The organism is Halomonas sp. TD01, assembly GCF_923868895.1.
Taxonomy (GTDB): domain Bacteria; phylum Pseudomonadota; class Gammaproteobacteria; order Pseudomonadales; family Halomonadaceae; genus Vreelandella.
The window spans coordinates 1,402,772-1,424,858 of the sequence record NZ_OV350343.1; the positions used below are offsets into that span (position 1 = coordinate 1,402,772).

The following is a 22,087-nucleotide window of genomic DNA, read 5'->3' on the forward strand; positions in this document are numbered from 1 at the left end:
TGAATAGCAACGACGTCTTCGGAGAGCTTTCCCATGACTCGATTCAATACCAACCAATGGCTAGCGCTTGTGTTGGCGTTAGTGGCGGCTGCCTATCTGGCAATGGCCTGGCAAATTCCCAACTTTCCGCTGCCCCGCCCGGTGGATTCTGACATGTTTCCAAAAGTGTTAGGTGTCTCCTTGTTGTTGCTGTCGGCGTGCTTGTTTTTTGAGCGTCCCGGCCCTGTTGCGGGTGCCGATCAGATTGATCAAACCGAAACCCAGGGGCCTCTGCTGCTAACGCCTTGGGCACGCGTGATCGTGACCGCCATCGCCATTGCTGCCTACGCATTCTTACTCGTGCCGCTGGGCTTTGTGCTGGCTTCGACGCTGCTGTGTGTTGGCCTAACCGCCTACTACGGCTACCGTCGCCATGGGGTCAATCTGGCAACATCGCTTGGGGTGGTGTTGGCGCTGTATCTGACCATGACGCGGGTAATGGATGTTTACCTACCCACTGGCGTGCTGCCGTTTTAACCAAGCCGCGCTTGCCCACTGTTAGCGGGTTTAAAAGAGAGACACTCCCATGGATGCCTTTAACAATCTAATGTATGGCTTTGGCATCGCGCTTGAGCCTATCAATATCGCTTACGTCTTTGCTGGCGTCTTTGCTGGCACCATTATTGGCATGTTGCCCGGCCTTGGGCCGATCAGCGCGCTGGCGCTGATGATTCCGATTACCTTTGCTATGGAGCCTTCTTCAGGGTTGATCTTGATGGCTGGGGTGTATTACGGCGCTATTTTTGGCGGCTCCACCTCGTCTATTTTGCTTAACGCCCCTGGTGTGGCGGGAACGGTAGCGACCTCTTTTGACGGCTACCCGATGGCCAAGCAAGGGTTGGCAGGTAAAGCGCTAGCCATTGCCGCTTACTCCTCCTTCGTTGGCGGCACCATCTCTGTTGTTTTCCTGATGTTGATTGCGCCACTGCTCTCCAAAGTGGCGGTGAGCTTTGGTCCTGCTGAATACTTCGCACTGATGGTGCTGGGTTTAACGGCGGTTGTGTCGTTATCCGATAAGTCGCTGGTCAAAGGCTTAATTGCCGCCGTTATCGGGGTAATGATCTCGATCATTGGGATTGATATGCAAACCGGCACCGAGCGCTTTACCTTTGGTTCTATTCACCTGCTCGACGGAGTCGACTTTCTGGTCGTCGCGCTGGGTATCTTCGCGTTAGCCGAAGTGTTTTACATGTTACTGCGCGGTGGCGGTGGTAAAGAAGCGCCTCGTAATGCCATTGGTTCGTTGAAGTTGACCCGCAGTGAAGTGAAGCAGATTGCTGGTCCGGTTAGCCGCAGTTCAGTATTGGGCTTCTTTACTGGCGTACTGCCGGGCGCCGGGGCGACCATTGGCTCGTTTCTTGGCTACAGCATGGAAAAACGCATTGCCAAAGATGGCGATACGTTTGGTAAAGGCAACATCAAGGGCGTTGCAGCGCCGGAAGCGGCGAATAATGCGGCGTGTACCGGTTCGTTTGTACCGCTGTTAACCTTGGGTGTGCCGGGTTCGGGCACCACCGCCGTACTACTTGGCGCACTGCTGGTGATGGGGGTTAATCCTGGCCCGATGATGCTTGAGCAGCGCCCGGATGTGTTCTGGGGCGTGGTTGCCAGTATGTACATCGGCAATATCTTCCTACTGGTACTTAACCTGCCGCTGATTCCGCTGATCGCCAAAATTCTCGATCTGCCCAAGCCGTTGCTGCTATCACTGATTTTGATCTTCTGCATGATCGGTGTTTACGGCATGAGCTTCAGCGTGTTCGACCTATTGCTGCTGCTGGGTTTTGGCCTGGTTGGCCTAGGGATGCGCTTGTTTGGTTTCCCCGCCGCACCGCTGATTCTGGCGCTGATTCTAGGCAACATCATGGAAGAGTCTATGCGCCGCGCGCTGCAGATCTCCGGTGGTGATTGGATGACCTTTATCGACAAGCCGATTTCTCTGTCGTTACTGGTGATTGCTGTGCTGTCGCTTGGTTTACCGCTGCTGAAAAAGCGCCGCACGAAGCGTTTGCCTACCGCTGAATAGAACACAAGTATGAGCGTAAAGCGCCCTAGGGTTTCCTAGGGCGCTTTTTTTGTGAAAGAAATTGGTTAGATAAATAGGCCTGGAAAGCAGAAAGCGCACTATTGGTGCGAGGTGCCGTTGTGGTGCATAAACAGCGTGCATTTTTTGGGCGCTAGCGCGCCACGATAGTGCGGTGTGTGAAAGTGGGGCTGCTTTTTTTAAAGCTAACCTTCTGATTTTAAGTTTTTTAATGTTTCTTCTTCTGGTGTGGCGCAAACCTTGCAAAAGCTAATAGCTAGTGGATGCACCAAGCCCCGCAATGTCCGTACCCACGTTACATAACGGGAAGCCTTGGCCGCGAAGCTCAAATAACGAGCCCCGTCATAAGGGGCGCAAGGAGGTTCAAGTGACCACATTGCAGCGCAAGACACACCCTCGTACCGTTGGCCGTTTCGCTACTGCCTTAATGACTGCCGCCGTCATGGGAGCCAGTGCACAGGCCATCGCCCAAGATGACGATCCGATCAAGGTCGGTATCCTTCACTCGCTTTCAGGCACCATGGCGATCAGCGAGACCGTTCTCAAAGACACCGTTGAGATGCTCATTGAGCAGCAGAACGATGCGGGTGGTTTGCTGGGCCGCCAACTTGAAGCGGTCGTTGTCGACCCCGCCTCTAACTGGCCACTATTTGCCGAGCGCGCTAGAGAGCTGCTGGCGCAAGAAGAAGTCGACGTGATCTTCGGCAACTGGACCTCCGTTTCCCGCAAGGCAGTACTGCCGGTTGTGGAAGAGCTTAACGGCCTGTTGTTCTACCCGGTGCAGTATGAAGGTGAAGAGTCCTCTGAAAACGTCTTTTATACCGGTGCCGCGCCTAACCAGCAGGCAATTCCCGCGGTTGAGTACCTGATCAATCAAGTGGGTATCGAGCGCTTTGCACTGGTGGGTACCGATTACGTCTATCCGCGTACCACCAACCGTATCCTCGAAGCTTTCCTCAAAGATGAGCATGGCATCGCTGATGAGGACATCATGATCAACTACACGCCGTTCGGTCATTCAGATTGGCAGAATATCGTGGCAGAAATACGCCGCTTTGGTGAAGAGGGTAAACCCACGGCTGTTATCTCAACGATTAACGGCGACGCCAATGTGCCGTTTTACACCGAGCTTTCTAACCAAGGTATTGATGCTGCCGATATTCCAGTCATTGCCTTCTCAGTGGGCGAGCAAGAACTCACCGGCATTGATACTGGGCCGCTGGTCGGCCACTTGGCGGCCTGGAACTACTTTATGAGCGTCGATACTGATGACAACTACGACTTTATCGACGCCTGGATTGAGTACACTGGCGATGATATGGCGGTTACCAACGACCCCATGGAAGCGCACTACATTGGCTTCAATATGTGGGCCGAAGCGGTGCGCAAAGCGGGCACTACCGATGTCGATGCGGTGAAAGACGCCATTATCGGTGTCACCGTACCTAACCTTTCCGGTGGTTATGCGGCCATGATGCCCAACCATCACATCACCAAGCCGGTACTGATTGGTGAAATTCAGGACAACGGCCAGTTCGATATCGTCTGGCAAACCCCCTCTACTGTGGCGGGCGATGCATGGTCTGACTACTTGCCTGGCTCACGTGATTTGATTGCCGATTGGCGCAAGCCCATGGAGTGCGGCAACTTCAACGTGGTGAACGGCTCATGTGGTGGTAGCACCGCAGCAGAAGAAGCCGAAGCGGCCCTCGCTGAGTAAATGATGATCCCTCGCTGCTTGGTTAAACGCTGAGTGGTGGGGGAGCACGCTACCTCCCTTTTTTAGATCACTGTTTCTAATATAACCAAAGGAAGAACCCCATGAGGCGTTTCCTTTCCTTAGGGTTGCTGTGCCTGCTGTTGTTAAGCGTCACAGTTACCGCCCAGGCACAAACAAGCGGCACCGCTGAGGCTGATGACGCAGCGGCACTTGAGCTACTAGAAGCGCTAGATGTGCGTTCTTATCCAGCCAAAGGCGAAGCGATTATCGCTATTTTGCAAAGCGATGACGAGCGCGCGCGTGATTGGCTGCAGTCATTGTTGGATGGACGCTTGCAGCGCACTGACGGCGGCCGTTTTGTGGTGGTGCTCGATAATCAAGGTCGCGACTGGCCTGTTGCGGATGCTTTAACCGGCGAACCACTTGGTGAAATGTCTCGGCGTGACTTAGATCGTATTGGCATTAACAATGCACTGCGTAATCAGTTACGTAGCGCTATTGCCGTAGTGGATTTGTATTCGCCAAATGTTGAGCGCCGTCGTACTTCAGCCAGCCGACTATTGGGTGAGGTCGATGAAGAGCTGGCCGAACCGCTCAGTGAACTGATCGTTGAGGAAGAAGATGCTCAGGTAACGCGCAGACTTACCCAAGCGTTAGCTATTTACCAAGTCGAAAGCGGCGAGCTTGAAGGCGTTGAAACGCTGCGAGGCAGTTTGCATCCACGTGTTCGAGTCGCACTTAGCCGGGCAGCTAATAGCGATGACCCTATTATTGCCGATGCCGCCAATGAAGCGCTGATCAGCATTGAGCAGAATCTCAAAATTAATCGTGGTTTAGAAACGCTCTACTTCGGGCTTTCGCTTGGCTCGGTGTTGGTGCTGGCAGCGATTGGCCTAGCGATTACCTTCGGCGTGATGGGTGTTATCAATATGGCCCACGGCGAGCTGATCATGCTGGGCGCTTATACCACCTGGATGATGCAGCAGCTCTTGCCCGGCCAGCCGGGGCTGGCGCTAATTCTGTCGATTCCCGCAGGCTTTATGGTGGCCGCCCTTGTGGGCATTGCCATTGAGCGAGGCGTCATTCAGTTCCTGAAAGGCCGCCCGTTGGAAACCTTGCTGGCGACGTTCGGTATCAGCCTGATTTTACAGCAACTGGTGCGCACGGTGATTTCACCGCTAAACCGTACGGTTATAACGCCAGAATGGATGAGCGGTTCATTAGTGATTAACGACGCCCTGTCGCTGACCCTTAACCGTATGTTTGTACTTGGTTTTGCACTAGTGGTGTTTGCCGTGCTGATGCTGATTATGCGCCGCACGCGCCTGGGGCTTGAAGTACGCGCAGTGACCCAAAACCGTGCCATGGCGCGTTCCATGGGCATCCGCGCCACGCGGGTCGATATTATGACCTTCGCGTTAGGGTCTGGCGTCGCAGGTTTGGCAGGCGTTGCGTTATCACAGCTTACTAACGTCGGCCCCAACCTGGGCCAGAACTACATTATTGATTCGTTCATGGTGGTGGTGTTTGGCGGCGTAGGTAACCTGTGGGGCACGTTGGTGGCCGGGCTTTCCCTGGGCATTATCAACCAAGTGTTGGAGCCCTGGGCAGGCGCCGTGCTGGCCAAAATTATCGTGCTGGTATTTATCATTCTGTTTATTCAAAAACGCCCGCGTGGACTCTTCCCGCAGAAGGGCCGGGCTGCGGAGGGCTAACCTATGATGACGCACTCATCTTCAAGCCAGTTTTGGCTAACCCGCCCGTTTGGCGAACGGGCTACGCAGATCTTTCTTGGGGTGCTGTTTGCCGCACTGCTGCTAGTCACGGTACTGCATTTAGCGGTGCCCCAAGGCCACCCGCTGCACGTCAATGCTTACACCGTGAACCTGTTCGGCAAGTACTTAAGCTACGCGCTGCTGGCAGTGGCGGTGGATTTGGTATGGGGCTATTTGGGCATTTTGAGCTTGGGCCACGGGGCGTTTTTTGCCATTGGCGGTTACGCCATGGGCATGTACCTGATGCGCCAAATCGGTGACCGCGGTACTTATGGCGACCCGGTACTACCGGATTTTATGGTGTTTCTCAGTTGGGACAGCCTGCCCTGGTACTGGCTCGGTTTTGATATGGCCTGGTTTGCGTTTGCCATGGTGCTGTTAGCCCCCGGGTTATTGGCACTGGTATTCGGCTTTTTGGCGTTTCGTTCACGGGTCACTGGAGTGTATCTGTCGATTATTACCCAGGCGCTGACCTTTGCCCTGATGCTGGCATTCTTCCGCAATGAGATGGGCTTTGGTGGCAACAACGGGCTGACTGATTTCCGCGAGCTGCTGGGCTTCAACCTGCGCAGTAACGACACTCGCTTAGGGCTGTTTATTGCCACCGGCGTTGCGTTGGCACTGGGTTATATCCTGTGTCGGGCGATTGTTACCAGCAAGCTAGGTCGGGTGTGTGTGGCAACCCGGGACGCCGAAGCCCGCACGCGGTTTATTGGCTATCGGGTCGAACGCTTCCAGCTGTTTGTGTTCGTGGTTTCCGCCATGCTGGCAGGCTTGGCTGGCGCGCTTTATGTCCCTCAAGTGGGAATTATCAATCCCAGCGAGTTCTCGCCGATTTTCTCGATTGAAATTGTGCTGTGGGTGGCGCTGGGTGGCCGTGCCACGCTGTATGGCGCGGTCATCGGGGCGATCTTAGTCAACTACGCCAAAACAATTTTCACTGGCGTGATGCCCGATGCATGGCTATTTGCCCTGGGCGCGATGTTTGTCTTGGTCACCGTGTTTCTACCCAAAGGCGTGGCGGGGTTGTTGCTCCACCTAAAACGTCGCAAAAAAGCCGATACCTTGCCGAAGGAGGCTACCGCATGAGCTTGTTGCAATCGCTAACCACGCGGGATCGGGTGTTTGATTTTATGGCCCCTCAGGCCTCACCGGTAGATGTGCGTCATGGCCCGATTCTGTATATGGAAGATGTCTCGGTGAGCTTCGATGGCTTCAAGGCAATCAACAACTTAAACCTGACCATTGATGACGGTGAACTGCGCTGCATTATCGGCCCCAACGGGGCCGGTAAAACCACCATGATGGATATCATTACCGGCAAAACGCGCCCTAACGAAGGCAGCGTGTGGTTTGGCAGCCGCCATAATTTACTGCAAATGAATGAACCGGATATCGCCAGCTTGGGGATTGGCCGTAAGTTCCAAAAGCCCACGGTATTTGAAGCGCTGAGCGTGTTCGAAAACCTGGAGCTGGCGATGGCCGCCGACAAGCGCATTCTGCCAACCCTGACCGCCCGCATGACCGGTGAGATTAAAGACCGCATTGATGACGTGCTGGAAACGATCGGCTTGACCGAACTGCGCTACCAGCCGGCAGGGATTCTTTCCCACGGCCAAAAACAGTGGCTGGAAATTGGCATGCTGTTAATGCAACGCCCGCGCCTGCTGCTGGTAGATGAACCCGTTGCTGGGATGACGGAGCAGGAGATGGAGCGCACCGCTGAGTTGCTGACGGGCCTAGCGGGTAAGCAGTCGGTTGTCGTGGTAGAGCATGACATGGGCTTTGTACGTTCTATTGCCCGCAAAGTGACCGTGTTGCACCAAGGCAGCGTGCTGGCGGAAGGCAGTATGGATCAGGTATCCAGCGACCCGAAAGTGGTTGAGGTGTATCTGGGTGCAGACGACGAGGAGGCTGCCTAATGCTGGCGATTGAAAAGCTCAACCAGTTTTACGGGGAAAGTCACACCTTGTGGGACTTAGATCTCGACGTGCCTGAAGGCCAGTGCACCTGCGTGATGGGCCGCAACGGGGTGGGTAAGACCACCTTAATGAAAGCCATTATGGGCGAAGTGGCCGTAAAGAGTGGCCAGCTACGCTATCACAACGGTAAAGAAGGTCAGGTTGAACTGACGAAGAAAGCCGTTGAGGCACGTTCCCGTTTGGGCATTGGTTTTGTCCCCCAGGGGCGGCAGATTTTTCCGCTGCTCACCGTGGAAGAAAATCTACGCACTGGCTTGGCAGCGCGCAGTGATGGGCTGAAAAAAATCCCCGAGCGTATCTATGAACTGTTCCCTGTTTTAAAAGAGATGAAGCATCGCCGTGGCGGTGATTTGTCCGGTGGGCAACAGCAGCAACTCGCCATTGGCCGTGCGCTGGTGATAGAGCCCAAACTGCTGATTTTGGATGAGCCAGGAGAAGGCATTCAGCCCAATATTGTGGCGCAAATCGGTCAGGTCATTCGCCAACTGATCAAGGAAGATGGCTTAACGGTACTGCTGGTCGAGCAGAAGCTGCCCTTTGCCCGCAAGTACGCCGACCGCTTTGTGATTATGGATCGCGGCCGACCGGTCGCCAAAGGCGAGATTGCTGAGCTTTCCAATGAACTGATCAAGCAACATTTGACCGTCTAAGTTATCCACAGCTGGTTTCACTGACGTCCGCCATTATCTTATTCACAGCGTTGTCTGATTCACAATCGCGCCTCACTCAAGTCAATGGCGGACTTATTATGAAAAACCTGAGCTGAGTACGCATTGGCACTATTATTTTGCGTGTAAGATGACCCGTCTTCTTAATAATAATTGGGTGCGCAATGCGCTACAAAGATAAACATCAGCTCGCCGCCGAATGGCAAGTGCTTTTAGAGCGCACGCCAATATTGCTGCGCCAAGCAGTGGAAACGTTGGTAGAGCACCACTGCGACCGCTTTGCGGATCATTTTTATGGGGTAATGCTGGAAGACCCCCACGCGTCGCTTTTTCTCTCTAATGACCAAGTACGGGAGCGTTTAAACCCGTCTATGCGGCGCTGGCTGAAGGCAATGTTTACCGTTGAGCAGGCCGATTTTTACGCCCTGGTAGAACAGCAGGAAAAAGTGGGCCATGTGCATGCCCGTGTCGACATTCCTGTTAACTTGGTGCTTAACGGGGCAAGGCAGTTAAAGCAGGCGTTTTATCAACAAATTAACGCTATGTTTGCCACGCCTCTGTCGCCAGGTGATGCATGCGTCTACGTCTCAGATCATATTGATATGGCCATGGAAATCATGAGCCATGCCTACTCAGTCGCCAATGATCGCAATGCACGCACCGAAGAAGCGTACAAGCTATTTGCTCTTACCCAGAATATTGGGGACGAACGCGAGCGTCAGCGCTCTGCGTTATTGAACTGGGAAAATGAGCTGATGTTTGCCGTTGCCGCGCAGCAGGAAACGGCAACACTGCCCAAACTTTCCAAATCGGAATTTGGCTTGTGGTATTTTCACAAAGCCTGCCATGCCTTTGAAGGCGCGCCAGAAATCACCACGATTTCGCGACATATCCGTCAGGTCGATCAAGAGTGGCTTGTTGCACTGGGTCAGGATGACATGGGCCAGCGGCTTAATGCCCTGAGTGATATTCGCGATGCGGCGCGCACCATTTTAATGCTGCTAGATGACGTGCTGGAGCGTGCCTCGGGGCTAGAGGCGGGGCGCGATAGCTTGACGCGTTTGTTGAATCGCAAGTTTCTGTCAGTGGTGCTGAGCCGGGAAATTGAAATTGGTCGCCATTCAGAAAAACGCTTTGCCCTACTGATGGTGGATATAGACCACTTCAAGGCGATTAACGATACCCATGGCCATGATGCTGGTGACAATGTGCTGCAGCAGGTGGCCAGTATCCTCGATCGTTCCACCCGTGGTGGTGATTATGTATTTCGGATGGGCGGCGAAGAGTTTTTGATTGTGTTGGTCGATAGCGACCCGGATGGCAGCCGACTATTTGCTGAGCGTCTCCGTCAGGCAGTGGCCAAAGAACCCATGCTGGCCGCCGCCGATACGCTGCTTAATGTGACTGTCAGCGTAGGCGTAACACTTCACGACGGCCATCCTGATTATCAGCGTTCGATGCAGCTCGCCGACCAAGCACTTTACCAAGCGAAGCGCAGTGGGCGTGACCGAGTGGTCGTACAAAACGCTTAAACGTGTGATTACGGTGCGACCTGCTTCGGTTTTGATCCATTTTGGTGCGAAGCGGGCGAGGTGAGAAACTGCTTTTTCCACCTCTCGAGGCTGTTTTGGCGGCGTATGAGCATTTTTCACCATTTTGGCGCACTCCTTGCATTTCAAGTTGAAGTGTTGATTAACAGGAAACAAAAGCGCCCATGATTTTGAGTGAAATCGCGACACCCGCTGCTGGCTCAGGCCACCGCTTTGATGGCGAACGTCACTGGTCGGCATCGCTGGCGCTTCGTTTTGCTAACCGTGAGGGCACAACCCGGTTGGTGCAGGCCCGTCACCAAGGGCCTCTACGCGTACAGCGCCCGTTTTATCCTGAAGGCAGCACAGAAGCCTGCCATGTGTATGTGCTTCACCCGCCCGGTGGCTTGGTTAGCGGTGATGCACTGACGATTCGCGCCCACATCGAGCGTGGTGCCCACGCGCTACTCACCACGCCTGCGGCCAACAAGCTTTATAAAGCCGACAGTCAGGGCGTCGCCTGGAACCAAGATACCGAACTTAACGTGGAAGATGGCGGCATCCTTGAATGGCTGCCCCAGGAAACCATTGCCTTTGATGGCTCCAAAGGCACTCAGCGAACCCATATTGCGTTGCATGGCAGCGCCCGCTGCCTGGGCTGGGAAATCATGGCGCTGGGTCGCCCTGCCAGTGAGCTTCCTTATGTAACAGGCCGCATTGAGCAGCACTTTCGTTTAACCCTAGATGGCAAGCCGCTGTGGCTTGAACGCCAACCGTTGGACCCTGTACATCCGCGTTTTAACGGGCGCTGGGGGCAGGGGGGCGCCACGGTGCAAGCCACGCTGTGGGCGGTTGGTTTAGAAGATGCCGGTGCGGCGATTGATGAACTACGCGAAGCGCTGCCGGACAACCCACGCTGGGCGGTCACCGTTCGCCAGGGCGTTCTGCTGCTACGCTACCTTGGAAACTCCCGTAATGAAGCCTGGGCGCTGTGTGAACAGGCCTGGCACCTATTACGCCCGCGCTGGATCTCACGTGCCGCCCACACGCCGCGCATTTGGTTAACCTAAACGTTGTGCAGCAGGTGCTAAATAAGTTACCTCCACTAATGCAAATGAAAACCTTTTGCATTAAAGTGTTGTTTTGTGACCTGCACCGAGATGTACCATGTTGCTCAACGTTTTACCCTCCTCGTATTGGCTGCTTATCTTACGCATCCTGGCCGCGACGCTTGGCGGCTATATAGTCGCTGCACTGTTCTCGGTGGCAGCGCTTGGCTTACCGCTAGATATCATGATGTCTCTGCGTATCGGCATGATGGGGAGCTTCATTATTTGGGCGGGCGTGGCGACTTGGTCGTTTATCACGCCGAGTTTGATACGCCTTTGGGGGGCTATCGGTCTCGCCGCTTGCGGCCTTCTATTGGTGGCTACCTATGGCATCCACTAAGCGCAGCGTGAGGCGTAATATGGCTCAGCTGCACACATGGTGCGGCTTGCTAGCTGCTTGGCTGCTGTTTGCCGTTTTTCTGACGGGCACTTTGAGTTACTTCAAAGAGAGTATCTCGTTATGGATGCAGCCCGAGCTGCCGAGTGTCGCCGCGAACGCTGAGTGGGATAACCGACGTCTGGCTGATTACTGGCAGTACTATCTTGCTGAACATGCCTCATCGGCGAGAAGCTGGCAGATTACCTTTCCTAATGAGCGCATGTCGGTCTCGACAGCCGTTTGGTTTGGGGAGGATGGGAGAGAGCAGTTGGTGCTTGACCCAACCACTCTGGCGTTGGTTACTCCGCGTGAAACGCGTGGGGGGGATTTTTTCTACCGATTCCATTTTCAATTGCATCACTTCCCCGCCGTCTATGGCCGCTGGATCATTGGTATCGCCACCATGATGATGTTCGTGGCAATCATCAGCGGCGTGATAACCCATAAAAAAATCCTGCGCGACTTTTTTGCTTTTCGGCCCAAAAAGGGCGCCCGTAGCTGGCTAGATGCTCACAATGCATTTTCTGTGTTAACGCTGCCTTTTCAGCTAATGATTACCTATACCGGCTTGATAACGCTCATGTCGCTCTATATGCCTTGGGGAGTAGAGCACGCGTTTCCCGATGCTGACGCGCGTCGCCAAGCGACCAGTGAACTGCATGCCTTTCCCCTCTCTGACTCAGCCACGGGGCAGCCTGCAGCGTTACATGCTCTTAGCGAACTGGTCGGTGATGCTGAAGCGCATTGGCAGAAGCCGGTGCAGTCCCTGAGGGTCAGCCACCCTGGCGATGCGGGCGCGCGTGTCGTAGTTTGGCAGAGTGCTTACGAGGCGTTATCCGCACACCGCCCACAACGTATCTATGAAGCAAGTTCGGGCGCGTTGTTAGCAGCAACGCAGTCGCAACGTTTTGATGAACAAGCACACGGCGTCATGGTGGGGTTACATGCAGGACGTTTTGCCGACTGGGGTATGCGCTGGATCTATTTTGCGTTGGGCGCTGCTGGGTGTGGCATGGTGGCAACCGGGCTATTGCTATGGACGTCAAAGCGTAAGCACAAGAAGGGCAGTGTGGTGGGGATCTGGTGTGTCGAGCGGCTTAACATAGCGACGCTGGCGGGCATGCCGATTGCCGTGTTGGTCTTTTTAGCCAGCAACCGACTTTTACCGGTGGCGCTTAGTGGGCGTGCCCAATGGGAAATCCATTTTTTCTTTGCCGCCTGGCTGCTCGCGTTGCTACACGCTGTCTTCAGGCGCTCGGCCTCGCAGGCATGGTGGGAGCAGTTAACACTGACCGTTATCTTGTTGCTTTGCTTGCCAATACTGAATCTCTTGGTTCCTTCCTATCGTGTTCTAGGTGATCTTGCCGAAGGTGATTGGCAGCGTGTTAGCGTTGACCTGATGTGTTTGGTCAGCGCGCTGATCATCGTATGGCAAATGAGACGAGCCGCTAAAAAAGCGAGCACCCGTGTGCAGACTATTCAGGTGGCGTCATGATGCTCCTCACGATTCTGACACTCAGCGCACTTGGCTTTGTGTTGATTGCGCTATCGGATAGCCGCCATCGACGCCGTTGTGGCCTTAAGCCTGTTCAACAAAAACCTTGGTTCTGGGCGGGCAGCGCGATACTTGGTTGGCCGCTTTGGTTGGCAATGGAAACCTGGAGCACAGGGCTGGCAATAACGCTATGGCTTGGTTGCCTAAGCATCTCGGCGGGAGTGGTGTTTCTTGGTCTGGCGATGTTTGAGCGTTTCCGCCAGCAGCCGTAATTACCCCCGCCGCTGGCGATTTAATAAATAAACCAAATAGACACCGCCCAGCCCAGCCGTTAAAACACCGACGGGTAACGCCCCAGAAGGCAATGAGTACTGAGCCGCTAAGTCTGCCGCCAACAGCAGCAGGGCGCCGACCACGCCTGCCGCTAAGGGGAGCGGCCCAGGTTTTCTCCAAAGGCGTAACGCCAACTGGGGCGCGGCAAGGGATACAAACGCAATCGGCCCTACCGTCGCAACCGCGCCACCCGCCAGAAAAGCCCCCATTACGGCACTTAATAAGCGTGATGCTGCCAAGTTAACGCCGAGGTTTTTGGCGACTGGATCGCCAAGTGCCATAAGGCGCAGCCGGGGCGCTATCAGCACAATACCGGGCAGTAACAGCAAGCACAGGCTAAGCATTGGCCAAAGGTCGTGCCACTGGCGTCCTGCTAAGCTACCGCTAAGCCAAATCATCGCATCTCGCGCTTGCTCTTGGCCCAGCCACGTCAAATTTAGCTGCACGCCTGCTAGGGCTAAGGCATTGATAGCGATGCCAGCAATAATCATTGAAGAGGGGTGGCGAAAGCCGTGCCCAGAGCCGCTATAGACCGCTAGCGTGCCGATGATCGCACCCAGTGCGGCCCCCATCGTGGTAGAGACAATGCCCGTCAGCCAACTGCTTGCCAGCAGTGCTCCGAGGCTAGCGCTGGCGGTAAGGCCGATAATGTCGGGACTGCCTAATGGATTACGGGTGATGCCTTGAAACAGGGCACCCGATACGCCTAGCGCAAACCCGGCACACAGCGCGACGAATGCCCGTGGTAAGCGCAGCGTAAACGCCTGCCACTGTTCAAACGGTGTCGCATTACCTTGGATAAGGTGCCCAAGCGCTTCCTTGCTAAGCCCCTGGCTTCCCAGCATCAGAGAACCAAGTAATAGCCCTAAAGCAATGATGCTGGCCAACATATAGGGGGCTAAAGCTAGGGATGGCAAAAGACAGGATGGCAAACGACGGGGGGCTGGCAGTAACGTATTAAAGCGTTTCATCATGGCTCACACAGCGCGCTGGTTAATGCGCAAAGCGACTAATAGAAATGGCGCGCCTAGCAGCGCCGTCAGGATCCCAGTCATGATTTCAGAAGGGCTTAGCAAAAGGCGTGCGAGCAGGTCTGCAAGTATCATCATTAGGGGGCCTATCACCAGCGCGATGGCAAGTTGCCAATAAATGTAATGACCAGCAATTTTTTTGGCCAATAACGGCACGGCTAAGCCCACGAAGGCTATAGGGCCTACTGTGGCGGTTGAAATCGCCGCTAGCAACGCGCTACCGCTAAGCACCGCCAGCCTCAAACAACCCGCATTCAGCCCCAGCGCTTTGGTCACGCCGTCACCCATTTGTAGGACGTGTAAAAAGCGCGGGAGGATAAACGACAGGCCTAGTCCGACCGCTATCCAGCCCAATAGCCGCTGGGCCTCATCTAGCGTATGCCCATTGATGGACCCAACAATCCAGAAGCGATAGTTGGCAAATAAGGCGGGGTGAGTAAGGGTGACGGCTTGTACGTAGGCAAATAGAACGGCGTTAAGCGCTGCCCCTAACAGCAGCAAATGTGATGGGTCATGCTGGCGGTAAGCGCTCTGAACGCCTACTAAAACAGCCACGAAAAGCGCACCAGGTAGCGCTAACCAAAAAGCGCCTGCAGGCAACGAGCCAAGCACCAAGCCAGCGGTAACCAGAGACGCGGCTGCGCCTGCATTGATGCCCAGAAGCCCCGGCTCGGCAAGTGGGTTGCGGGTCAAATTTTGTAGCAGCGTACCGGCGACGGCAAGCGCAGCGCCGGTAGCGATGGCGAGCAGTGTGCGTGACAGGCGTGCTTCCACTAAGTCGTTGGCGTAGCTGGGGCCTGCCGCTTGAAGCGCCTGCCATACTTGATAAGGGGAGAGATTTTCTGCTCCCACCGAGAGATTGACCCAGCCAAACAGAAGCACCGCCCCCGTTAGCCCTGCCAGCCAGCGTGTTCGCTGCCGTAAAGAGGGAAATAGATCGTTCACCATACCCGCTCCAGCATTCATCGCCGCTCAGCTGCTTCGGCAAGGCGTGGCAATAGCCGCTCGATCATCCATTGAGTCGCTAGTGGCGAACCGGCAGAACTAGCAACGATTAATGGTTGATCGGTCAGCGCCAGATAGCGGCCATGTGAAATGGCTGGCAAAGACGCAAAAAGCGGTAGCTCAGCCACTCTATCGCGCTGCTCTTCGCTGTGATACCAAGAGACCACTAAATCGACATCTTCCAGCATGGGAAGATGCTCAAACCCTAGGTAGTGCGCAAAGTGATTGCCGCTTGGTGATAGGCCTTCAACCGTTGGTGACAAGAGAAGCCCAAGGCCTGTCAGTGTGCCAACGCGAGGGTCATCTGCTAAATACACGGAGACATTTCCAGAGGCTGGGTCGGGCCGTACATAAGCAAAAGTGGTGTCCGCAAGGCCTGGATAAGCCTCGCCTGCAGAGCTCAGCGATGTTTCGAGATGACGCATTAAGGCAGCGCCTTTCTCCGGCACGCCAAGCGCTTTAGCAATACGCTCAATCTGTTCATCGACAGAGGTGAGATAAGGGCGCTCTGGGTAAGCGACAATGGGCACCAGTGGCGACAACAGATCATAAATGGCGTCCGGAACTCCACTTGAAGGTGCCAGAATGACATCCGGCTCCAGCGCGAGCAGTGCTTCAACATCCAGCTCGGGGTACTGCGTAATCGTCGTGGGGAGCAGCGTTTCCTGTGCTTCCAGAGCGTCTCGTACCCATGGCCAATAGCCGTCGTCATCGCCGCCCCACTCTGCACGGCTGATGCCTACCGGCACAATGCCAAGTGAAATAGCAATGTCGTCAGCACCAACGCCAAGGGTGACGACACGCTGAGGTGGCTCGTCAATAGTGGCTGTTCCCAGTGGGCTTTGGATGACAACGGGAAAGAGAGAGGTATCAGCCACTGCCCCCGCCATGGGGGCAGCTGCAATCAACAGCGTGATGAATGAGCGCAGCATCATTAGCTTCTCACCAATCCCAGTTGATTGACATAACGGCACTACGCGGTTCGCCAAGCCAATACTGGCTGTAGAAACCAATTTGCTCGTAGTAGTCCTTGTCAAACACGTTGTTGATGTTCAACTGCGCGCTTAATTGATCGTTGAAGCGATAGCGTGCCATCAGGTCAGCAACGGCGTAAGCGTCTTGCCCAACTTTAACCTGGCCATTGGGGCTAGATGTGTTCCGCCAAATATCGCTTTGCCAACGTGCCCCGCCGCCCAATGTTAAGCCACTCCATGCGCCCGGCAGTTGGTAGGTGGTAAACAGTTTGATCTGTTGGCGCGGATGGGTCGTGTTGGTACGCTCGCCGTCGGAATTTTCTGCATTGGCTAGCGTGTAGCTGGCGCTCACATTCCAGCCAGAGGCCACTTCGCCAATCAATTCGACCTCTACGCCATTGACCTGATTACCATCAACACTGCGGTGGGCTGAGGTTCCAGGCTGGCCGATCACATCAACGCCAGGAATGGCTTCGGCCACACCGTTTTGCTCTGTTCTAAACAGTGCAATGCTGCTATCCAATTGGCCGTTCAGAAGGGTTGCCTTAGCGCCCAGCTCATAGCTGCGACCCTGAATAGGATCCAGCAGAGAGCCATCCTCACGCCGGGCATTCTGAGACTGGAAAATCTCGGTATAACTCGCGTAAACAGAGGCGTAGTCATTAATATCGTAGATAATGCCTGCATAAGGCGTTATTTCGTTGCTGTACCGGTATTGCCGCTCAGACCCATAATAAGTCTGATCCAATTCCCAATCGCTCAGGCGTGCGCCAAGAATGAGATTAAGCGGATCACTCAACGAAAAGCGCGACACCATATAGCCGCCGCTTTGCGTTACCTGCATATTGTCTGAGCTGCTGAATTCCCCCCACTGAGGCTTGGCCACCACACTGTCTCGCCAATTAAAGTAACTGCCCGCGGAAGGCGGCGTGCCAACCGGCGTGGCCAGTTTTATCTCAAAGTCATCTTCGTTATGCATCCAGCCAAAGCCCAGCTCATGTTGGCGACCAAATAAGCTGAAATCACCTTCGGCCGTAACGTTCACGGTTTGTTGAGTACGGTTGCCGCGGTAATTCAAGAAGGAGCTGGACATACCAAGGCCTGTCTCCCTGTCTGGGAAACCGCCGCGATAAAGGTACTCTAGGCCATAGTTACCATCGTTATGGCTAACGGCGGCACGTAACGTCCAGCCGTTATCCAATTGGTGGCTAAGGTCAGCGAACACGCGAGTGGTCTCGTTGTAAAACGTTGACCAGTCGGTGTTGTTAGATGCACTGCGGTCAAAGTCCGTTCGGCTGCCGTCAGCATAAAAAGCCGGGACACTGGCCCCTGCGCCAACCGTCTCGTTGTGCTGATATTCAACCCCTACGGTTAATTGAGTAGCGGGTGTAAGCTCGCTACTGATAACACCATAAAGTGTCTCATGGTCATCTTCGAGATGAGAGATAAAGCTATCGTTTTGGCCTTTAGCCACGACAAAGCGGGCCCCGGTCGTGCCATCGCTGCTTAACGGTACAGACACATCCGCAGTGGCGCGGCGACGATCCCAACGGCCGATGCCTGCGGAAACAGACGCAGCCGCTTCGGATAACGGGCGTTTGCGAATAAAGTTAACGCTTGCCGAGGGTTCGCCAGCGCCGGTCAGTAAACCGGTTGCCCCGCGCACCACTTCAACACGGTCATAAATCGCAGCATCCCAGTCGGTATCGCCAAAATTCCAAAAACCGCTGAGCGGAATGCTGAGTCCGTCAAACTGCACGCTACGTATCGAGAAGCCACGCGCGGCATAGCTAATTCGGTTACTGTCAGCTCGGCTTGGCGAAACACCGGGTACTTGGGCTAAAACATCACCGCCTGTCTGTACCGCACGGTCGTCGATCTGCTGGCGAGTAATAACGCTTGTTGATTGGGGCGTCTCGCGTGGCGTTAATGACAGCCCGACCGCGCTGCGGCTAGCGGGAACTGTGTAGCGTTGAGTGCCCTCACTGCTGGTGCTGAGGCGCTCACCGGTCACGAGCAAATTGTCCAATGTTTCGTCAGGAGCTTCAGCGAAGGCAAGCAACGGGTAGGAAAGAATAAGCGCAGTACATGTTGATCGATATGAAAAGGGCATGGAGCGGTTTTCCAAAGTGGATGTGACCAATAGTTAGTAATTCATAATGAGAATTATTCCACTTATGGTGGGCGGGCAGTTATGCCCACCGCGCAATTGATTATGCGCAAACGTCAGCCGTATCGTTTTAGGGGCGTTTAAGGGAACTTTCTGTCAAAGCACCCGGCGAGATACCGTAGTTTTTCTTGAATGCAGTAATAAAGTTGCTGGCATGACGGTAGCCGCTTAAATGTGCCGCTTGTTGAACGCTGTGGCCGCTCAGCAGCAGCTCGCGTGCTAGCGAAAGCCGACGTTTGCGCAAATAGTCGATTGGCGCTAGGCCGTAAGCCATCTTGAAATGCCGCATTAGCGTACTTGGGCTCATGGCCGCACGATCCGCTAAGCGTTGTAGCGTGTGGTCAAATGACGGCTCTTCATCCAGCCAGCGGCGTATCAGCGCCAAGCGCTGCCGATACAGTGCGCCACTGTCAGCCGTATATGGCGAACGGCAGTCCAGCCCCTGAGCGATGATTTGCAGTGCCAACCCTTGAAAGCGCATGCGCTGTGACTCAGCGCTACTGGAAGCACGGCACGCTTCATCGATGGTTAGCTGTAACCCAGGGCTGAGTTGCCAGACATGGGGGGATGCCGATGAGATGTGAGCACCATACCAAGCGTGCATCGCTGATGCGTCGAGCGACAGGCATAGCGTGCGAAGCCGTTGATTAGCAGGATGAAAAGCGCTTAGCGTTAAACCTGTATCCAGCCTTAGCCAGCAAGCTTCCCCTGCTGTTATCCAACGCTTTTGGCCATCAATATCGAAATGTGCGCAGCCCTCTAACATCACCACAATCAGCAGGTCGGTATTACCCTTAGAGAACGATTGATAAGGACGCAGCACATCCAAATCAGAAATAAAAAGTTCCACACCCGCCGCTAAGCTAACTTCTTCTACACGCCCTTGAGCGATCGATGTTTTCGGCGTGCAGGCAGTGTTGGAGGTGATGGGAAAGCAGTAATCGATACTGTATCGGCGTCCGTAGCCCAAAAAATGATCAACGGTATAGCGGGTGCTGATGGTCACGTGGTGTGTCTCAACCTGGTGTAGAAATAGAGGCTCAACAAAAGCCTTATTTAAAAGACGCGCCTAAATAGTAATGTGTTTTATTTCTATTTGATAGTAAATGCTAAGTGGAGAGTTTTGTTGCACTTTTTTGGTGCGATTAAGGGGCCGGTTAATTGGCGTGGTGCACTTTTGGTGCGAATAAGAGAAAGTCGATATTTTTCAAACTATTGAATAATAATAACTATTTTTTTTATTCACCATTTTGGTACGGCGGTTGCGCTGTATTGCTTCAAATAGGCGTGCTCGGTTTCGATAGTCTGGGAGCGTTGTTCCGAATCCTGCACCGTCGTTTCTGTTGAGCGCTCCCACTGATCAAGCCAATGGAGCCCCCATGGAACTGACCCCACGAGACAAAGATAAGCTGCTGCTGTTTTCTGCTGCCCAGCTTGCCGAGCGCCGCAAAGCACGCGGCCTAAAGCTTAACTACCCCGAAGCCGTGGCGCTGATCAGCTTCGAAATTATCGAAGGCGCCCGTGACGGCAGAAGTGTTGCCGACTTAATGAGCTACGGTCGTGAAATCCTTAGCCGTGATGACGTCATGGATGGCGTGGCGGAAATGGTGGATGAGGTGCAGGTAGAAGCCACCTTTCCGGATGGCACCAAGCTCGTGACCGTTCACACGCCAATCAACTAGTCGTCAGCAACCAGGAGGCTGCCATGATTTCCGGCCCAATGATTCCAGGACAGTACCAGTTAAAAGACGGTGATATTGAGCTATGCGTGGGCCGCGAGCGGATTAGCGTCGAAGTGGCCAATACCGGCGACCGCCCCATTCAGATCGGCTCTCACTACCACTTCGCTGAAGCCAACCCCGCGCTGGTATTTGATCGTAGCAAAGCCCGTGGTTTTCGCTTAGATGTCGCAGCGGGCACCGCGATTCGCTTTGAGCCTGGCCAGACCCGCGAGGTCACGCTAATTCCCTTCGTCGGTAAGCGCGAAATTTACGGCTTCCGTGGCGATGTGATGGGTGCGCTCGATGGAGATAAACAATGAAACCGGTTAACAAAATCAGTCGGCAAGCCTACGCCGATATGTATGGCCCCACCGTGGGCGATCGCGTGCGCCTGGGCGATACCGAGCTGTGGATCGAAGTGGAGAAAGACGCTACCCACTACGGCGACGAGGTGAAGTTCGGCGGCGGTAAGGTGATCCGCGACGGCATGGGGCAAAGCCAGCGTGTTGATGACACGGTGATGGATACGGTGATTACCAATGCGCTGATTTTAGACTGGTGGGGCATCGTTAAAGCCGATGTTGGCCTGCAAAGCGGACGCATCGCGGCGATTGGCAAGGCAGGCAACCCCGACACTCAGCCGGATGTGGATATAGTGATTGGCCCCGGCACTGAAGTGATTGCCGGTGAAGGCAAAATACTTACCGCAGGCGGCATCGACGCCCATATTCACTTTATTTGCCCCCAACAGATTGAAGAAGCGTTGATGAGCGGCGTGACCACCATGCTGGGCGGCGGCACTGGCCCTGCAACGGGCTCTAATGCGACGACGTGTACGCCTGGCGCGTGGCACATCGGTAAAATGCTTCAATCGGTGGATGATATGCCGATGAACATCGGCTGGCTGGGCAAAGGCAACGCCAGCCTACCGGAAGCGTTGGAAGCGCAGTTGGAAGCAGGTGCCATGGGGCTCAAACTCCACGAAGACTGGGGCACCACGCCTGCTTCCATTGATAACTGCCTCAGCGTGGCAGAAAAGTACGATGTGCAGATCGCGATCCACACCGACACACTCAACGAATCCGGCTTTGTGGAAGACACCCTGGCGGCATTTAAAGAGCGCGGCATTCACACCTATCACACCGAAGGGGCAGGCGGCGGTCACGCGCCGGATATCCTGACCGCCTGCTCAAAAGAGTACGTGCTGCCGTCTTCCACTAATCCGACGCGGCCTTATACGGTTAACACCATCGACGAACACCTGGACATGTTGATGGTCTGCCACCACCTGGACCCTAATATTCCTGAAGACGTGGCCTTTGCCGACTCACGTATTCGCCGTGAAACGATCGCCGCCGAAGATATTCTCCACGACCTGGGCGTGATCTCGATGATTGCCTCGGATTCCCAAGCCATGGGACGAGTGGGCGAAGTGGTCTGCCGTACCTGGCAAACGGCCCATAAAATGAAGGTGCAGCGCGGCTTATTGCCTGAAGATGAAGCATTGGGCGCTGATAACCTGCGGGCCAAGCGTTATATCGCCAAATACACCATTAACCCCGCGATTACCCACGGCATTGGCCATGAGGTAGGTTCTATCGAAGTTGGCAAGCTAGCAGATTTAGTGCTCTGGAAGCCGGCATTCTTCGGTGTAAAGCCCTCGCTGATCATTAAAGGCGGCATGATTGCGGCAGCGCCCATGGGCGACCCCAACGCGTCTATTCCCACGCCCCAGCCGGTGCATTATCGTTTTATGTTTGGGGCGTTTGGAAAGGCCGCCAGCCAAACGCGGCTACACTTCGTTAGCCAAGCCGCCATTGATGCAGGGGTTAAAGAGCGCCTGGGCTTGCACAGCACGTTGGCGGCATGCAAGAACGTGCGCGGCGTGCGTAAAAAAGATATGAAGCTCAACGACGCCTGCCCAGAGCTCACTGTTGACCCACAAACCTATGAAGTGCGCTGCGATGGCGAGCTACTCACCTGCGAGCCCGCCACCGAATTGCCGCTAGCCCAGCGCTATCACTTGTTCTGATTGACGCAATACGAGGAGCGCCGAGAGGTAGGACTACGTGAGGGCGCTGTGAATACATCCTTGTACGCTACTTTTGCCATC

Annotated in this window: 20 protein-coding genes; 15 read left to right on the plus strand and 5 right to left on the minus strand. The window is 54.6% G+C overall.

Annotated features, from left to right (window positions below; translation table 11 throughout):
* Positions 1 to 33: 33 nt before the first annotated feature.
* From L1X57_RS06645 to L1X57_RS06700, 12 genes are all read left to right on the plus strand, one after another.
* Entirely contained in the window at positions 34 to 516 is a 483-nt protein-coding gene (locus tag L1X57_RS06645) for a tripartite tricarboxylate transporter TctB family protein (protein ID WP_009723150.1), read from the plus strand.
* 49 nt (positions 517 to 565) lie between these two features.
* Positions 566 to 2,065 (plus strand): tripartite tricarboxylate transporter permease, encoded by a 1,500-nt coding sequence (locus tag L1X57_RS06650; protein WP_009723149.1) that lies wholly within the window; start codon positions 566 to 568, stop codon positions 2,063 to 2,065.
* Between the two features lie 385 nt (positions 2,066 to 2,450).
* A complete protein-coding gene (gene urtA / locus L1X57_RS06655) occupies positions 2,451 to 3,803 on the plus strand; it encodes an urea ABC transporter substrate-binding protein (RefSeq protein ID WP_009723148.1) in 1,353 nt (450 codons plus the stop codon).
* A gap of 101 nt (positions 3,804 to 3,904) precedes the next feature.
* The gene (urtB, locus tag L1X57_RS06660; RefSeq protein ID WP_009723147.1) at positions 3,905 to 5,518 is read left to right on the plus strand and encodes an urea ABC transporter permease subunit UrtB; all 1,614 of its coding nucleotides are present in this window, start codon (positions 3,905 to 3,907) and stop codon (positions 5,516 to 5,518) included.
* A 3-nt stretch (positions 5,519 to 5,521) separates the two neighbouring features.
* A complete protein-coding gene (gene urtC, locus L1X57_RS06665) occupies positions 5,522 to 6,667 on the plus strand; it encodes an urea ABC transporter permease subunit UrtC (RefSeq protein ID WP_009723146.1) in 1,146 nt (381 codons plus the stop codon).
* Positions 6,664 to 7,500: an urea ABC transporter ATP-binding protein UrtD gene (gene urtD, locus L1X57_RS06670; RefSeq protein WP_009723145.1), complete on the plus strand. Its 837-nt coding sequence runs from the start codon at positions 6,664 to 6,666 to the stop codon at positions 7,498 to 7,500. Before urtC ends, urtD begins: the two co-directional genes overlap by 4 nt.
* Positions 7,500 to 8,210, plus strand: a complete 711-nt coding sequence (gene urtE, locus L1X57_RS06675; protein ID WP_009723144.1) for an urea ABC transporter ATP-binding subunit UrtE — start codon at positions 7,500 to 7,502, stop codon at positions 8,208 to 8,210. The genes urtD and urtE overlap by 1 nt, the downstream gene beginning before the upstream one ends.
* 182 nt (positions 8,211 to 8,392) lie before the next feature.
* Positions 8,393 to 9,760, plus strand: coding sequence for a diguanylate cyclase (locus L1X57_RS06680; RefSeq protein ID WP_009723143.1), 1,368 nt, complete (start codon positions 8,393 to 8,395; stop codon positions 9,758 to 9,760).
* A 182-nt stretch (positions 9,761 to 9,942) separates the two neighbouring features.
* On the plus strand, positions 9,943 to 10,827 hold the full coding sequence (locus L1X57_RS06685; protein WP_009723142.1) for an urease accessory protein UreD: 885 nt from the start codon (positions 9,943 to 9,945) through the stop codon (positions 10,825 to 10,827).
* Between the two features lie 97 nt (positions 10,828 to 10,924).
* Positions 10,925 to 11,206, plus strand: coding sequence for a hypothetical protein (locus L1X57_RS06690; protein WP_009723141.1), 282 nt, complete (start codon positions 10,925 to 10,927; stop codon positions 11,204 to 11,206).
* Between the two features lie 19 nt (positions 11,207 to 11,225).
* Positions 11,226 to 12,740 carry a PepSY-associated TM helix domain-containing protein gene (locus L1X57_RS06695; RefSeq protein WP_009723140.1) on the plus strand — a complete coding sequence of 505 codons (1,515 nt, stop codon included), beginning with the start codon at positions 11,226 to 11,228 and terminating at the stop codon, positions 12,738 to 12,740.
* A complete protein-coding gene (locus L1X57_RS06700; protein ID WP_039868899.1) occupies positions 12,737 to 13,012 on the plus strand; it encodes a DUF3325 family protein in 276 nt (91 codons plus the stop codon). The genes L1X57_RS06695 and L1X57_RS06700 overlap by 4 nt, the downstream gene beginning before the upstream one ends.
* Here the strand turns inward: L1X57_RS06700 and L1X57_RS06705 are convergent, their stop codons facing one another.
* The 5 genes from L1X57_RS06705 to L1X57_RS06725 all read right to left on the minus strand — a co-directional run bounded on the left by L1X57_RS06705 (position 13,013) and on the right by L1X57_RS06725 (position 19,259).
* Positions 13,013 to 14,047: a FecCD family ABC transporter permease gene (locus L1X57_RS06705; RefSeq protein ID WP_050801090.1), complete on the minus strand. Its 1,035-nt coding sequence runs from the start codon at positions 14,045 to 14,047 to the stop codon at positions 13,013 to 13,015.
* A gap of 3 nt (positions 14,048 to 14,050) precedes the next feature.
* Positions 14,051 to 15,052 carry a FecCD family ABC transporter permease gene (locus L1X57_RS06710; protein ID WP_186004643.1) on the minus strand — a complete coding sequence of 334 codons (1,002 nt, stop codon included), beginning with the start codon at positions 15,050 to 15,052 and terminating at the stop codon, positions 14,051 to 14,053.
* A 14-nt stretch (positions 15,053 to 15,066) separates the two neighbouring features.
* Positions 15,067 to 16,044 (minus strand): ABC transporter substrate-binding protein, encoded by a 978-nt coding sequence (locus L1X57_RS06715; RefSeq protein ID WP_009723136.1) that lies wholly within the window; start codon positions 16,042 to 16,044, stop codon positions 15,067 to 15,069.
* A gap of 7 nt (positions 16,045 to 16,051) precedes the next feature.
* Positions 16,052 to 18,196 (minus strand): TonB-dependent alcaligin siderophore receptor FauA, encoded by a 2,145-nt coding sequence (fauA, locus tag L1X57_RS06720; protein WP_234667978.1) that lies wholly within the window; start codon positions 18,194 to 18,196, stop codon positions 16,052 to 16,054.
* 127 nt (positions 18,197 to 18,323) lie between these two features.
* Positions 18,324 to 19,259 carry a helix-turn-helix transcriptional regulator gene (locus tag L1X57_RS06725; protein WP_009723134.1) on the minus strand — a complete coding sequence of 312 codons (936 nt, stop codon included), beginning with the start codon at positions 19,257 to 19,259 and terminating at the stop codon, positions 18,324 to 18,326.
* A gap of 373 nt (positions 19,260 to 19,632) precedes the next feature.
* Between L1X57_RS06725 and L1X57_RS06730 the strand changes: the two genes are divergently transcribed.
* From L1X57_RS06730 to ureC, 3 genes are read left to right on the plus strand one after another with little or no spacing between them, the layout of a single operon-like run.
* Positions 19,633 to 19,935, plus strand: a complete 303-nt coding sequence (locus L1X57_RS06730; protein ID WP_009723133.1) for an urease subunit gamma — start codon at positions 19,633 to 19,635, stop codon at positions 19,933 to 19,935.
* 38 nt (positions 19,936 to 19,973) lie between these two features.
* Positions 19,974 to 20,294, plus strand: a complete 321-nt coding sequence (locus tag L1X57_RS06735) for an urease subunit beta (protein ID WP_009723132.1) — start codon at positions 19,974 to 19,976, stop codon at positions 20,292 to 20,294.
* A complete protein-coding gene (gene ureC / locus L1X57_RS06740) occupies positions 20,291 to 22,006 on the plus strand; it encodes an urease subunit alpha (protein ID WP_009723131.1) in 1,716 nt (571 codons plus the stop codon). The genes L1X57_RS06735 and ureC overlap by 4 nt, the downstream gene beginning before the upstream one ends.
* The last annotated feature ends 81 nt before the right edge of the window (positions 22,007 to 22,087 follow it).